This window comes from Mycobacterium appelbergii (assembly GCF_032883035.1).
Lineage (GTDB): Bacteria > Actinomycetota > Actinomycetes > Mycobacteriales > Mycobacteriaceae > Mycobacterium > Mycobacterium appelbergii.
Window position 1 is genome coordinate 148,579 of sequence record NZ_JAMQTH010000001.1, and the last position, 13,263, is coordinate 161,841.

Genomic DNA, 13,263 nt, shown 5'->3' on the forward strand with positions numbered 1-13,263 from the left:
TCAGGATGCGGCTTTGATGGTGATTTCGGAGATGTCGCTGCGGCTCTTGCCGTCGACGGTGCCCAGCGTCGATATCCACACCAGGACGTTGGACGTGGCATCGGCGCTGTCCACCGAGATGGTGTTGGAGCCGGGTTTGAGGGTCGTCGGCGGGCTCAACTCGGTGGTGTCCGACAGTGACGAAGGCGACGAGGACTGAGCCGAGCGGATCTGTACTGCGGTGCCGGTACTGGTGACGTTGAGGGTGACCGAGCCGATCACCGTGGGTTCCGGCAATTGCAGCAACAGCCCGACGCCGTTCTTGAATCCCGGGAACGGGGCGGCATCCGAATACGTGTCGGTCGACCACATGGTGCTGGTGTTGCCGTCGATGGCCAGCGCCGCCTGACCGGGCGAATCGGCCTCGCCTTCAGGCGAAAAGACTGTTGCCCGAGCAGGTTTCACCGTGCCGCCGGTGGCCGTGGCCGACTCGGATTCGGTGGTCGAGCCCGGTGCGTTCAAGCCGAGCTCGTCCTTGTTGAGACCGCCACCCACATCGCCGAAGATGCCGTTGAGGACCGAGGCGAGCACCACCAGCGCGACCACGAGGATTCCGGCGCCGACGGACACGCCGATGATCAGGCCCTTGCGGCGGCGGGCGGCGGCGTCCTCATCGACGTCCGGTCCGCTGGGACGTAGCCGGGCCGGTGGTGGCGCAGCAGGTGTTTCGACGGATTCGAGCAATTCGGTGCGGTCGGCGATCGCGGTGGCCTGCTGCAGCAGGTTCAGCAGGGTGGGGGCGCTGCGGATACCACCGTCGGGCTGGACCGCCCGGGCGGCGGCCGCCGAGATCTGGAACGGGATGTCGCGGTCGATCGCGCGGGGTTCGACCGGTTGGCCCGCGGCGTCGAGGGCGGCGGGTTCCAATCCACTGCGCGACCCGGATTCCGGCAGCGGCCACCGGTTGACCAGCAGCGCATACAACGCGGCGCCGATGCCGCGGATGTCATCGTCGGGGGAGGCGTCGGGCAGGGTCGCCGGGAACGCCAGTGCGACGTCGCCTTCGATGCTGACCCGCACCCGGCCGGGATGGTCGATGGACAGCGCGACACCGGCGCGGTGAGCCGCTTCGGCGGCGGCGGCCAGCGACTGGATGGCCCGCGCCCCGCCGATCGGGGACGGTGAGGTGTCGGCGACCTCGGTGAGCGAGCCGCCACGAATCCACTCAGACACGATCAGGCCGCCCGATCCGCTGTGGGCGACGTCGAGGACCCGGGCGATGCCGGGGGCGTCGATCCGGCTCAGTTTGAGCGTGCGGGAAAGGATCTCCTGCACTTGTTCGTCGGGCATGGTGGCATCGGGATCGACGAACGTCAGCGCCACCTGGCGGTCCAGCGCGGTGTCCAGCGCCTGCCAGAACTGCAGGTGGGGCGGTCCACCGTGGAAAACCAGCAGCCGGTAGCGGCCGTCGGCGATGGTGGCCCCGGGGATCAGGTGGATGTCGTCGCCTGCGGTGGCGGTCTCCAGCGCGGGCTCCCGCGGCGGGACGAATGAGATCGGTTCGCGGGTCGGGTCGCCGCCGTAGTCGGCCGGCGGCCGGCCCGTGGCGGCGCCGTTCGGCTGCGCCGTCGGCTCGTCGACCTGCTCCGGTTCGGCGGGCGGATCCGGCTGGAAGTCGTCGGGAGCTTGCTGGGGCAGCTTGGTCGTCGCGGACCCTTCCAGGCCAGGTGCCGGGCCGCCCGCGGATTCGTCGGTCACCGGTGGTCCTTTCCGCATCCCCGCCCCGGCAACTGGCGCCGGAGCCTCACCCCAGGTGGCTGCCGGGGTCGGCGGCCACCGATTTGGAGAAGAATTCCTCTGATCAGGGTACGTGACCGCGCCGGGCTGAGGCGGTGGGACGGGCCGGGTGACCATCTGCCCGGCTACCGTCGCCGGCGCCGGGGCGCCTGGCCGGCGGCCGGCCCCGAGCTTGCGCCTGACCAGCGCCACCGCGGCCTGGGCCTCCGGAACCTTCGCGGCGATCAGTACGGCGGCGATGGTCGGCGCCATGATCAGCCCGAGTGCCAGCAGTCGCAGCAGCGATCCGCCGGGGCCCCAGGCAGATGTGAGCAATTCCAGCCCGAGCAGCTGGTCGGCGACCTGCGCCAGCAGCGCCGCGATCAGCGATGCGGTGATCGTCACCAGGATCGTGCGGATCACCGCCGGGTCCAGCAGCCGTCCGTTGCGCGGGCGCAGGCTGGACCGCAGCAGGAAGTAGCCGACCACCGCGCCTGCGAGGAAACCCAGCCCGTTGGCGAGGCCCAGGTAGCCGGCGACCAGGTCGGGGTTGTCGGTGAGGTGCGGGGCCGCGATCGAGGCCGCGATCTTCACTGCGGTCACCACGACGATGATGAGGATCGGCGTCCACGGTTGTTCGCGGGCGTAGAACACCCGCAGCTGCAGGAGCACCAGGGCGTAGGGGATGAGGGTGAACGCCGACAGGGTGATCGCCATGCCGAGGTAACCGGCGGCGGCGGGGCTGAAGTTGCCGTAGGCGAACAGGGCGCTGCCGATCGCGGGGCCGCCGACGGTCATCATCGCCACGATCGGGATCAGCGTCACCATCGTGAGCCGTGTCGCCAGCGACAGGTCGGCGAGCACCGCACCCACGTTGTTGGCGGCCGCATTCCGGCTCAGCCGGGGCATCACCACGGTGAGGACCGTGACCCCGATCATGCCGAACGGCAGCTGCAGCACCAGCCAGGTGTAGTTGTAGATCGCCGGACCCGATGCGGCCGCCGTGCTGGCGATCTGATTGCCGACGATCAGGCCGATCTGGCTGATCAACACGTAGGTCACCATCGCCGCGGCCATGGCGCCGAACTTCTTGAGCCGCTCGTCAACTCCCCACAGCGGGCGCAGGCTGATCCGTTCGGCCCGGATCGCCACCAGCAGCACCGCGGTCTGGACCACCACGCCGAGCGTGGTGCCGATGCCGAGCACCAGCAGTTTGGCGTTGCCCATCTCGACGGGATCGATCGAAAGCTCGCCGGGGACGAGCATGTACAGGCCCAGGGTGAGGATGGCGATGATGTTGTTGAGCACCGGGGCCCAGGCCGGGGGCCCGAACACGTTGCGGGTGTTCAGGATTGCCGCGAACACCGACGACAGGCCGTAGAACAGCACCTGCGGCAACAGCAGGTAGGCAAAGGCGACCGTCAGTGGATTGTTGACCTGCGGGTCGGTGCCCAGCATCACGCGCACGAGCAACGGCGCACCCGCCACCGACAGCACCGTGGCGACCAGCAGCAGGCTCGTCGCCAGCGTCACCAACCGCCGGACGAACGCGGTGCCGCCGTCGGCGTCGTCGCGTTCGGCGCGCGCCAGGACCGGCACGAAGATCGCGGTGAACGTGGCCTCCAACACCAACGCGGCCACCATGTTGGGCAGCTGGTTGGCCACCGAAAACGAACTCAGGAGGGCATCGCCGAGGAGATACGCCAGCAGCGCCATCCGCAGGAACCCGGTGATCCGGGAGATCAGCGTGGCGAATGCCATCCCCCAGGAGCGGGACACCACGGCGGCGTCGGACAGTTCGGGCCGCCCGGCCTGGCGTCGTGGACCCGGTGTATGCGGTATCCGGGGCGGCTGCCGCAGCGGCCGGGTCGGGGTGTTTCCGGCCTGGTGGTGCGCGCCCTGGTTCGGCACCGTCATCGTGGCCCGTCCACCGGTGGATCGGCGTCCTCGCGGGGGAACGCCAGTGCGACGTCGAGCGGATCGCCGGGTTCGTCCGGCCGGTCCAGGTCGGCGCGGTCGGGCTGGCCGCGGAACCGGTGCCACAGTCGGCGACCGGCGAGCAGGAACAGCACCGCGCCCGCCGAGAGGGTGATGAAGAACAGCACCTTGCCGTAGGCGTTGGAATGCACCGACAACCGCACCGGCTCGCCGAGCGGAACGCCGTCGGCCGTGCGCAGCGCCACGTCGACGGCGACCCGCTGGGTGAAGTGCACCTCGATCGGCACCCGCAACGGCAGGTAGCCCGGCGGCAGCACGATCTCACCCATATCGCTGACAGTCATGCCTGGCGGCGCGTCGACCTGCAGCCGCACCCGGATCGGGACGGGCAGATCGTTGCGCAGCGCCAGTGGCAGCGGGCTGCGTTCTGTGGCCAGGGTGTAGGAACCACCGGGGTTGACGATGGTGACGGCGCCGAACATGTCCTCGACGCTGTGGGTCACGCTGTCGAGCCGTTGCCGGGCCAGACCGTTGCGGGATTCGGGGGGCACCGACTGGCTCAGCGCACGCAGCATGTCCTCGCGCAGCGGTGCGGTGTACTGCGTCCCGGTCAGCCCGGTGCGCTCGTCGGTGGTCAGCGCCGCCGTCAATCCCCACAGCCTGCCGGTCACCGCACGGATTCCGTCGGTGACCGTGTCGTCGATCCGGCCGTGTGGATTGCCCAAGGTGTCCGGCGGCGCCGGCTGCACGGGCTCGGCGGGCAGCGCGTCGCCCTCGGCGATCACCGCGGTCATCGGCCGCGGCACCGCCAGCCCGGAATGAATGGCGGATGCCACGGTGGTGAGGACGGCCTGCGCGTCGTCGGCATTGAGGGTCCACAACAGCGGCGGCATCAGGATCTGGTCGCGCGGTGCGACATCGGGATTCAATCCGCGCCAGAGCACCGCGCCAAGCGCATCCTGGCGGCGTGCGGTCGCGGAGTCGTGTCTGACCGGGATGTTCAGCGACGGATCCAGGTAGGACGGTGCCCCCGGATCGGTCCCCGCCCCGGCCAGTGCCGCGCCGACCGCTGGATCGAATGTCGCCGAAACCAGTGCGGGGTTGAACCGCAGCGGTGTGACGTCGGCGGTTTCGGAGGCTCCGGTGACCGAGTCCTGGGCAGTGACATTCGCGGCGGCGATCGCGACGGTCTGCCCCTGGGCGGCGAGGAGATCGAGCGCGGGCGCCGTCAGCGGTCCGTCGCCGACGAGACTGGCGCCCCGGGTCGAGACGACGCCCAGGATCTGGTCGACGATGTCACCGGCCCCGTTCGTGGCGATCGCGCTGAGCCCGGGGTCGCCGACCCGGTGCAGCGCGCCGAGATCGGCCTGGGCATACGTGGTCGGGGCGACACACATGCGCTGTGCGATCGCCCGCAGCCGGTTCAGCCACGTCGCCGCGGCCTCCTGCCCGGTGCCCGGCCGGGTCGGGGTGGACGCGCCCGCGTCGGGGCCCTCGTTGACGACGTAGCCCCCGGCCATCGCATTCACGGTGACCAGCAGGTCCGGGTCGACCGCGAGGCACAGCGCGGTGCGGACCTGCCCGCCAGGATCGACGGTCGGTCCGGTGGCGAAATCGACCGCCGAGAGCAGGGTGTCCAGCCTCCCGCCGGCAGCCAGCGACACCGCCAGGTCGTCGTCGAGCAGCCGGACCGGGGTGGTGCCGCCAGGGGCGCCTGGCGCCAACCGCGGCCGGTCGGCCAGTGGCCACAGCATCGTCAGCCGTACCGGTCGGGAGGTGTCGGGCGGCACGACGGCGTTGAGCGTGTCGGCCGCCGACGCCGCGTCGGCGGGCTGATCCGGTGGCACCCCCAGTACCGGCAGCAGGAACCGGGCGTCGTCGAGGCGGGCCGGTGCGCCGTAGTCCGGGGTGCCGTTCACATTGACCAGCAGCGGATACACGCCGGGCTGCTCGATCTGCAGGGACGGCGTACCGGCGGCACGCAACGGATAGGACAACGTGAACGGAACCGCTTGGCCGCGGCCCATTTCCGGTGCGACACTGATGAAATCGGCGACCGGCTGGAATTGGTCGAGGCTGCCGGTGAGGTCGGTTCGCAGGGCGCTGGACGCCGTCACCGCCTGCGCGTGCTCCAACCGGAGCACCACATCGCGCACTGGTCGGTCACCCACATTGAGCACCACCCCGGAGACCGTCACCGTGGGTTCGCTGGTGGTGGTCACCACCTCGGGGGTGACCGTGTCGATCCGGATCTGCAGGAACGGGGTTTCGCCCGGCTCGCCTGCGTTCGCGCGGGGAGCCAACGCCGGAGCGCACGCGAGTATCAGCACCGCAGCGACCATCACGATGCGCGTAACGGTGGTCAGCCAGCGGGGCATCGCCGGAATCGACAGCCTGCGCGGCTCGGCCGCGGCGGTCACGGGCCTTGTCCGCATCCGTTCGTGCGCCGGGGAGGCTGGGGCGAAGCGGTGTCGTCGCGGCGGTGGTTGCGGGTGTGGGAATGCGTCTGCGCGCGCCGCCGCGGTGCGCTTCTGGGCAGCGGCGGTAGGGAAGCCGGCCCCTCGGTGTGCAGCTTGTCGATCAATTCGCCTGCCACCTCGGCCAGCCGCCGCTCGTCGGCGTAGGCCAGCCGTGACGGCAGTTCACGCAGCGGCACCCAGGCCACCTCGGTGACCTCGACATCGTCGTCGGAGAGTTCACCGCCCAGAAACCGCATCAGGTAGTGGTGCACCGTCTTGTGGACCCGGCGGCCCTCGGTGACGAACCAGTAGTCGATGCTGCCCAGCGCGGCCAGCACACTGCCCTGGATACCGGTCTCCTCGGCGACCTCACGGATGGCTGTCTGCTCGGCGGTCTCGCCGAGTTCGATGTGGCCTTTGGGCAGCGACCACAGCATGCGGCCGCGCCGGTCGATCCGGCCGATCAATGCGGCCACCTGCGTGTCCTTCGGTCCGTCGATCCCATCGATGACCAGGCCTCCCGCGGAGGTTTCGTGCACGGTGCGCAGCCGCTCCTGTGCCCGGCGTGGCCGCGGTTTGTGCTGCTTGGACTGGTCTTTGGGGGTCGGGTTGTGGACGGTCTTGTCGGCTTGCTTGGCCGGGCCTGGTTGGTGTTCGCCGGCTTGTCCGGTGTGAGGTTCGGCACCGTTGGCCGGTGGGCCCGCCGCCCGCTGCGCACGGCGTTGGCCCCGGCGCCGGCCCCGGCGCCGGCGTGGTTTGGCCTGTTCGCCGTCCGACACCCAAGCGATAGTAGCTGCCACGAGGTATCGCTCCCGCCACACTCGCCGGTAGCGCGCGGACCGCGCACATTAGGCTCATCGAACGTGCCTGATGCTGCTGCTGATGAAGCTCACCTGCTGGCCGGCGCGCTGGTCGCGCTGAACCGCCACGCCGGCGTGCTGCGCGGGCTCGGCGCAGTGTTCGCTGCGGCGGGTCACGAGCTGTACCTGGTCGGTGGCAGCGTGCGTGACGCGCTGCTCGGCCGGGAGATCGCCGACCTGGATTTCACCACCGATGCCCGCCCCGAGCAGATGCAGAAGTTCCTGCGCCCCTGGGCCGATTCGCTGTGGGATACCGGTATCGACTTCGGCACGATCGGCGTCGGCAAGGGTGCCGACCGGTTGGAGATCACCACCTATCGCGCCGACAGCTACGACCAGGTGTCACGGAACCCGCAGGTGCGTTTCGGTGACAGTGTCGACGAGGATCTGGTGCGCCGGGATTTCACCGTCAACGCGATGGCGGTGCGCATCACGGCCGACGGCCCCGCCGAATTCCATGACCCGCTGCGAGGTCTGGCCGCGCTGCGGGACAAGGTGCTCGACACGCCGTCGACCCCGCAGGTGTCCTTCGGCGACGATCCGCTGCGCATGTTGCGGGCCGCCCGGTTCGTCTCACAGTTGGGCTTCGGCGTCGCGCCGCGGGTGCTGGAGGCCCTGCTGGAGATGGCCCCGCAGCTGGGCCGCATCACCGTCGAACGGGTCGCCGCCGAACTGGACAAGCTGATCCTGGGCGCCGACCCGGTGGCGGGCGTGGACCTGATGGTGCAGACGGGTCTGGGTGCCGTGGTGTTGCCGGAGGTCGGCGAGATGCGGATGGCCATCGACGAGCACCATCAGCACAAGGACGTCTACTGGCATTCGCTGACCGTGCTGCGGCAGGCGATCGAGCTCGAGGACTCAGGCCCCGATCTGGTGTTGCGCTGGGCGGCGCTGCTGCATGACATCGGTAAACCCGACACCCGCAGGCACGAGTCCGACGGCGGGGTGAGTTTCCACCACCATGAGGTGGTCGGCGCGAAGATGACCCGTAAGCGCATGCGGGCGCTCAAGTACTCCAAACAGATGGTCGACGATGTGTCCCAGCTGGTGTACCTGCACCTGCGCTTCCACGGCTACGCCGACGACAAGGGCACCGGCAGGTGGACCGATTCGGCGGTGCGCCGGTATGTGACCGACGCCGGGCCACTGCTGGAGCGGCTGCACAAACTGGTCCGCGCCGACTGCACCACCCGCAACAAGCGCCGGGCCGCGCGCCTGCAGGCCAACTACGACGACCTGGAACACCGGATCGCCGAACTGGCGGCCAAGGAGGACCTGCAAAAGGTCCGTCCGGACCTGGACGGCAACGAGATCATGGAGATCCTCGGTATCGGTGCGGGCCCCCAGATCGGCGAGGCCTGGCGGTATCTGAAGGAGCTGCGCCTCGAGCACGGGCCGTTGTCGCGTGAGGACGCCATCGCCGAATTACTGAAATGGTGGAACGCCAGGGGCTGACCGTGCGTCTGAACAGTTATGGACTACTGCCTTGGTGAACCCGACGGCTCGGCAACCATGTGGAGTGCACCGCCGACGGTCGATCTGGACGGCGACGGCCAACCCGATGGTGTCGGGCTCGACTTCGACGGGGACGGCCGGTTCGACGATGTGATGGCTGACCTCGACGGGGACGGCCTGGCCGAACAATCCGTGCGCGATCTCGACGACGACGGCAGCGCCGAAAGTTACTTCACCGATGACGGTTCCGGCACCTGGGCGGTGCGCGTGGACCGGTCCGGACAGGTGCGGTGGTTCGGGTTGGACGGTGTCGAGGTCGGGCAGCCCGGTGGGCCGCTGGTGGATTTCGACGGCGACGGGGCCCTCGACGACCGGTTGCTCGACGCCGACTCGGACGGGCTCGCCGACCGGGTGTTGGCGGGGGAGACGGCCTACGCCGACACCGACGGCGACGGGCGGTGGGATGTGAAGCTGGCCGACACGGACGGCGACGGCCGCGCCGACTCCGTCTCCTAGCCCCGGCCGGCTCCGGGCGGGCCGGCGAAGGCCTGCGCGATGGTCAGCCACTTCGCGGCGTCGGCGCCCACGGCGGTCACGTCCAGCTCCGAGCGCGCCCGGCGCTGGGTCACCAGCATGCAGAAGTCTTCGGCCGGCCCCGTCACCCGCTGCGCCGCGTCCTCGGGGCCCCACGTCCACAGCTGACCGGCATCCGCTGATCCCCGGGTCGCAGGCGCGACCAGCTCCACCCGGAACGGTTCGGCGGGGACGGCCAACCCGTGGACGGTGAAGGCGAAATCCCGGGTCCGAACACCGATGTGGGCGATCGAACGCAGCCGCGCGGTCGCGGGCCTGCGTAGGCCGAGTGCGTCGGCGACATCCAGGCCGTGCGCCCAGGTCTCCATCATCCGGGCCGTCGCCATCGACGCCGCACTCATCGGCGGCCCGAACCACGGCAGTTTGCGGCCGTCGGCGACGGTCAGGAGCTCGTCGTGCAGGCGGCCGCGGGTGTGACGCCAGTCGGAGAGGAGTTGCGCGGGCGGGGTGAGCGCGAGTTCCTCGGCACCCGCATCGACAAAGCCCGTGGGATCGGTCATGGCTTGGGCCAGTACGTCGTTGAAGCCGGGCTCGTCGGTGAGGGACAGGAGCGAGACCCGGTCGGTCCACAGCAGGTGAGCGATCTGATGGGCGATGGTCCAGCCCGGCGCGGGGGTGGGATCGGCCCAACCCGATGACGGGAGGCCGGCCACGAGTGCGTCGAGCTCATCGCTTTCGGCACGCAGGTCGGCCACGATCTGCTCGGCTGTCGACATGCGGGTCAGACTAAACCCGCCGCGGTGAGGCCACCGCGGCATGGGCACCCAATCCGAGCAGATAGACCACCGAACCGGCGACCACGAGACCCGGTGAATGCCCGCCCGGCGGAATCACGAGCGCCGCCGCCGCGATCGCGCTGATGAACGACATCCAGAACAGGGCGTCCTGCACCGTGAACACGTGGCCGCGCAGCGCGTCGTCGACGTCGATCTGCATCGCGGAATCCGCGCACAGTTTCACCAGCTGTCCGCACGCGCCCAGCAGGAATCCGCACACCAGCATCAGCGGCAGTTGCATTCCGACGGCGATGAGCTGAGCCACCGCGGCGAAGCCGAGCGCCCAATTGGCGGCGGCGTACCGGCCGCGGTGGGCGATCACCGCCGGTGCGGCCAGCGTGGCCAGAAACGATCCGGCGCCGGTCGCGGCCACGAACACCACCGCGGTGCCCAGTCCCAGGCCCGCCACGTGGGTCGGGGTGTCGGCGTGGCGCACGAGCACCAACACCAGCAAGGTGTTGATGCCGAACGCCATCCGGTGGGCGGCCAACCCGGCGAGCGTGCCCGCGACCGTCCGTACGGCCACCACCGTGCGCGCACCGTGCAGCCAACCGGTCGCGACGGCGTAGGCCACCGAGCCGTGAATGGCGCGTTTGCTTTCGTGGGGTCCGAGCACGTGGGGTCCGAAACGCACCGCCAACCACCACGCCAGCGCGACCGGGACCACGGCGATGAAGATGATCACGGCGGCGCCGGTGTCGTCGGCGCCGAACAACCAGCGCGGTAACAGCATGAAGTTGGCGCCCACGAACGTGGCGAGCGCGCCGAGCGCGGTGGCCACCGAGTTCATCGTCACCACCTGCTCGCGGGGCACCACGTCGGGCAGGGCGGCCGACAGACCCGAGGACACGAACCGGGTGAACCCGTTGACGATCAACGCGCCGCACAGGATGGGCAGATCACCGGCGCCGTAGGCCAGCAGCACTCCGACCACCAGCACCAACAGCATCCGGCCGACATTGGCGCCGATCAGGACCAGTCGCCGGTCCCAGCGGTCCAGCAGCGCGCCTGCGAACGGTCCGAGCGCCGAGTACGGCAGGAACAGCACGGCAAACGCTCCGGCGATGGCCCACGGGTCGGCGGCGCGGTCCGGGTTGAACAGGATGGCACCGGCCAGCCCGGCTTGGAACAGGCCATCACCGAACTGGCTGACCACACGTAACTCCAGCAGCCGCCGGAACTCCGTCATGCCGCGCACCGACCGCCAGAGGGCGATGGGCGCGCGAGCGTCAACCACGGAGATCACGTCCTGTTCGGGATTGTGCAGACAGCAATCGGCAACCCGCTCCACAGTACAAACGTCGCCATATTTCCGGCCACGCCTGCGCTTCTTGGCCACGCAGACGAGACGCTGGTGCCATGATGGACGGGTGGCGCAGTCTGAGGATCCGGAGGATTTCATCGCGCCTGCGGCGCAACGGGTGCGACCAGGGACGCTGCTGCTGGCCAACACCGATCTGCTGGAGCCGACGTTCCGCCGCAGTGTCATCTACATCGTCGAGCACAACGCGGGCGGCACGCTCGGGGTGGTGTTGAACCGGGCCAGCGAGACCGCGGTCTACAACGTGTTGCCACAGTGGGCGAAGCTCACCGCGAAACCCAAGACGATGTTCATCGGTGGTCCGGTGAAGCGGGATTCCGCGCTGTGCCTGGCGACGCTGCGGGCCGGCATGGCCGCCGACGGCATCCCCGGCCTGCGCCATGTTCAGGGCCGGGTGGTGATGGTGGATCTCGACGCCGATCCGGACAACCTCGCCCCGGTGCTCGAAGGTGTGCGGATCTTCGCCGGATATTCCGGCTGGACCATCGGCCAGCTCGACGGTGAGATCGAACGTGACGACTGGATCGTGTTGTCCGCGTTGCCCTCTGACGTGCTGATCGAACCCCGGATCGACCTGTGGGGCCGGGTGTTGAGGCGTCAGCCGTTGCCGACGTCGATGCTGGCGACCCACCCGATCGACGTCAGTCGCAACTAGCGCGCTACTTGCACGACAGGCTGCAGCCGGCGCATGACCCTGCGCAGTCGGCCGCCGGGGCGGCGGCCTCACTGCGGGCCACGGCCTTGGCACTCTGCCAGCAGCCGGCGGCCACGGTGGCGACCGCGCCGATGATGCACACCAGGACGACCATCAGGCCGGTCTGCGGCGCTGCGGCCAGGGCGGCTACGCCGCCCGCGGCCAGCATCACCGCGGCGGCAAGTTGGGTCGGGGCCACCGCCCGTAACACGGTGCGCACGGGGTCGCCGGTACGCGGCCTGCTCAACAACCACAGGCCGAGTACTCCGATGACGACGGCGGCGCTCAGGCACAGCAGCGCGGCGATCAGCATGCGCCACACAATACGAGGCCGTGCCGGCTCCGATCGGGCGGGGCCGGACCTGGCGCCGCTATCCGTGCACCCCCAGGAGCTGCGGCAAACCCTGCGCCGCGGGCAGAGCGGGGGCTGCCGGGGCCGCGGCCGCCGCCGGCGGTGGGGCGGCGGGGGTGGGCCCACTGACCTTGAAGCCGGCCACGATCGCGTCGGCCGCGTCGGCCGCCGCGGATACCCCCTGGTTACCGGCCGACGAGTTGACCGACAACGAGACCAGGAACCGGTCGGAACCCGATGTCGCGATGACATGCCTGCGGGAGGTGTTGAGCATCTGGTTGCCCGATTGGTAGCTACCTTCGATGAATGCCGACGGGAACCCGTTGAAGTCGGCGAGCGACATGTCGGTGGTCCGCCAGCCCATCTGCTGCTGACTGTCGACGTAGCCGTGGCTGATCGCTTCCTTCGGGTCGAAATCGCCGACCAGCTTGTAGACCACCACCTGGGCGTTCGGTGTGTACAGGTCGGTGCTGGTGCGGTCGGCGATCACTGCGAACGCGTCGGGCACGTTCGGATCAGGCACCGTGGTCCAGCCTTTCGGCATGGGCAGCACGATGCTCAGCGCCTTGAAACCATGGCTGACCTGAGGTTCGAGTTTGACGCCCTTGCTCTTGAAGAACTCGGCCAGGGTTCCGGAGGAGGCCGGCGCGATCGTCTGGGGTGCCGCGACGGGAGCGACGGGCGCCACCGGTGCGACAGGGGCGCCGGGCACCGTGGCGGTAGCCGCCGCGGCGCCGGGCGCACTGGGCACTGCGGCTGCTGCTGCGGCCGGCGCGGCGGCCGGACCGGCTGTCACGGTCTGGTTCACGGCCGCCGGTCCGGGCGACGGCGGGAGCGGAAACATGGGTTCGGCGGATGCGGTGTTTCCCGCGAAGCCGAGTACGCCGGCCATGCCGGCGGCCACTCCTGCTGCCAGAACCCGCCGGAGACGGGCTTTCTCGGTCATTGCTCGGTCCTTCCACAACTTCGCGGGCAGCGCCTGCCCCTCGTCAGGCGCCGAATGTATCCACCAGTGGTGGTCCGCCACCAGGGCTGGGACACACCTGGAATCGACCTGGA

10 protein-coding genes are annotated in these 13,263 nt (G+C 69.9%); 3 read left to right on the plus strand and 7 right to left on the minus strand.

Features of this window, described 5'->3' with window-relative positions; genetic code table 11:
• The 3 genes from murJ to M1247_RS00630 all read right to left on the minus strand — a co-directional run bounded on the left by murJ (position 1) and on the right by M1247_RS00630 (position 6,931).
• A complete protein-coding gene (murJ, locus tag M1247_RS00620; protein WP_317154318.1) occupies positions 1 to 3,672 on the minus strand; it encodes a murein biosynthesis integral membrane protein MurJ in 3,672 nt (1,223 codons plus the stop codon).
• Positions 3,669 to 6,035, minus strand: a complete 2,367-nt coding sequence (locus M1247_RS00625; protein WP_317154991.1) for a DUF6049 family protein — start codon at positions 6,033 to 6,035, stop codon at positions 3,669 to 3,671. Before M1247_RS00625 ends, murJ begins: the two co-directional genes overlap by 4 nt.
• Before the next feature lie 74 nt (positions 6,036 to 6,109).
• Positions 6,110 to 6,931 carry an NUDIX hydrolase gene (locus M1247_RS00630; RefSeq protein ID WP_317154319.1) on the minus strand — a complete coding sequence of 274 codons (822 nt, stop codon included), beginning with the start codon at positions 6,929 to 6,931 and terminating at the stop codon, positions 6,110 to 6,112.
• A gap of 84 nt (positions 6,932 to 7,015) precedes the next feature.
• Between M1247_RS00630 and M1247_RS00635 the strand changes: the two genes are divergently transcribed.
• Positions 7,016 to 8,467 (plus strand): CCA tRNA nucleotidyltransferase, encoded by a 1,452-nt coding sequence (locus M1247_RS00635; protein WP_317154320.1) that lies wholly within the window; start codon positions 7,016 to 7,018, stop codon positions 8,465 to 8,467.
• An 18-nt stretch (positions 8,468 to 8,485) separates the two neighbouring features.
• A complete protein-coding gene (locus M1247_RS00640; protein ID WP_317154321.1) occupies positions 8,486 to 8,983 on the plus strand; it encodes a pullulanase in 498 nt (165 codons plus the stop codon).
• Here M1247_RS00640 and M1247_RS00645 read toward each other — a convergent pair.
• Both M1247_RS00645 and M1247_RS00650 read right to left on the minus strand, forming a co-directional pair.
• A complete protein-coding gene (locus M1247_RS00645) occupies positions 8,980 to 9,777 on the minus strand; it encodes a TIGR03084 family metal-binding protein (protein WP_317154322.1) in 798 nt (265 codons plus the stop codon). The two genes, M1247_RS00640 and M1247_RS00645, sit on opposite strands and share 4 nt — an antisense overlap.
• Before the next feature lie 10 nt (positions 9,778 to 9,787).
• The gene (locus M1247_RS00650; protein WP_317154323.1) at positions 9,788 to 11,074 is read right to left on the minus strand and encodes an MFS transporter; all 1,287 of its coding nucleotides are present in this window, start codon (positions 11,072 to 11,074) and stop codon (positions 9,788 to 9,790) included.
• A 133-nt stretch (positions 11,075 to 11,207) separates the two neighbouring features.
• Here M1247_RS00650 and M1247_RS00655 point away from each other — a divergent pair, with 133 nt between their 5' ends.
• Positions 11,208 to 11,813: a YqgE/AlgH family protein gene (locus M1247_RS00655; protein WP_317154324.1), complete on the plus strand. Its 606-nt coding sequence runs from the start codon at positions 11,208 to 11,210 to the stop codon at positions 11,811 to 11,813.
• Positions 11,814 to 11,817: 4 nt separating this feature from the next.
• Here the strand turns inward: M1247_RS00655 and M1247_RS00660 are convergent, their stop codons facing one another.
• Both M1247_RS00660 and M1247_RS00665 read right to left on the minus strand, forming a co-directional pair.
• Positions 11,818 to 12,165 (minus strand): hypothetical protein, encoded by a 348-nt coding sequence (locus M1247_RS00660; protein WP_317154325.1) that lies wholly within the window; start codon positions 12,163 to 12,165, stop codon positions 11,818 to 11,820.
• A gap of 58 nt (positions 12,166 to 12,223) precedes the next feature.
• Positions 12,224 to 13,150: an LpqN/LpqT family lipoprotein gene (locus tag M1247_RS00665; RefSeq protein WP_317154326.1), complete on the minus strand. Its 927-nt coding sequence runs from the start codon at positions 13,148 to 13,150 to the stop codon at positions 12,224 to 12,226.
• Between the last annotated feature and the right edge of the window lie 113 nt (positions 13,151 to 13,263).

Coding starts and splice junctions, on each gene's coding strand:
- M1247_RS00645 (WP_317154322.1), bottom strand. CDS start 9,777: ATGTCGACAGCCGAGCAGATCGTGGCCGACCTGCGTGCCGAAAGCGAT.
- M1247_RS00660 (WP_317154325.1), bottom strand. CDS start 12,165: ATGCTGATCGCCGCGCTGCTGTGCCTGAGCGCCGCCGTCGTCATCGGA.
- M1247_RS00665 (WP_317154326.1), bottom strand. CDS start 13,150: ATGACCGAGAAAGCCCGTCTCCGGCGGGTTCTGGCAGCAGGAGTGGCC.
- M1247_RS00640 (WP_317154321.1), top strand. CDS start 8,486: ATGGACTACTGCCTTGGTGAACCCGACGGCTCGGCAACCATGTGGAGT.
- murJ (WP_317154318.1), bottom strand. CDS start 3,672: ATGACGGTGCCGAACCAGGGCGCGCACCACCAGGCCGGAAACACCCCG.
- M1247_RS00625 (WP_317154991.1), bottom strand. CDS start 6,035: ATGGTCGCTGCGGTGCTGATACTCGCGTGCGCTCCGGCGTTGGCTCCC.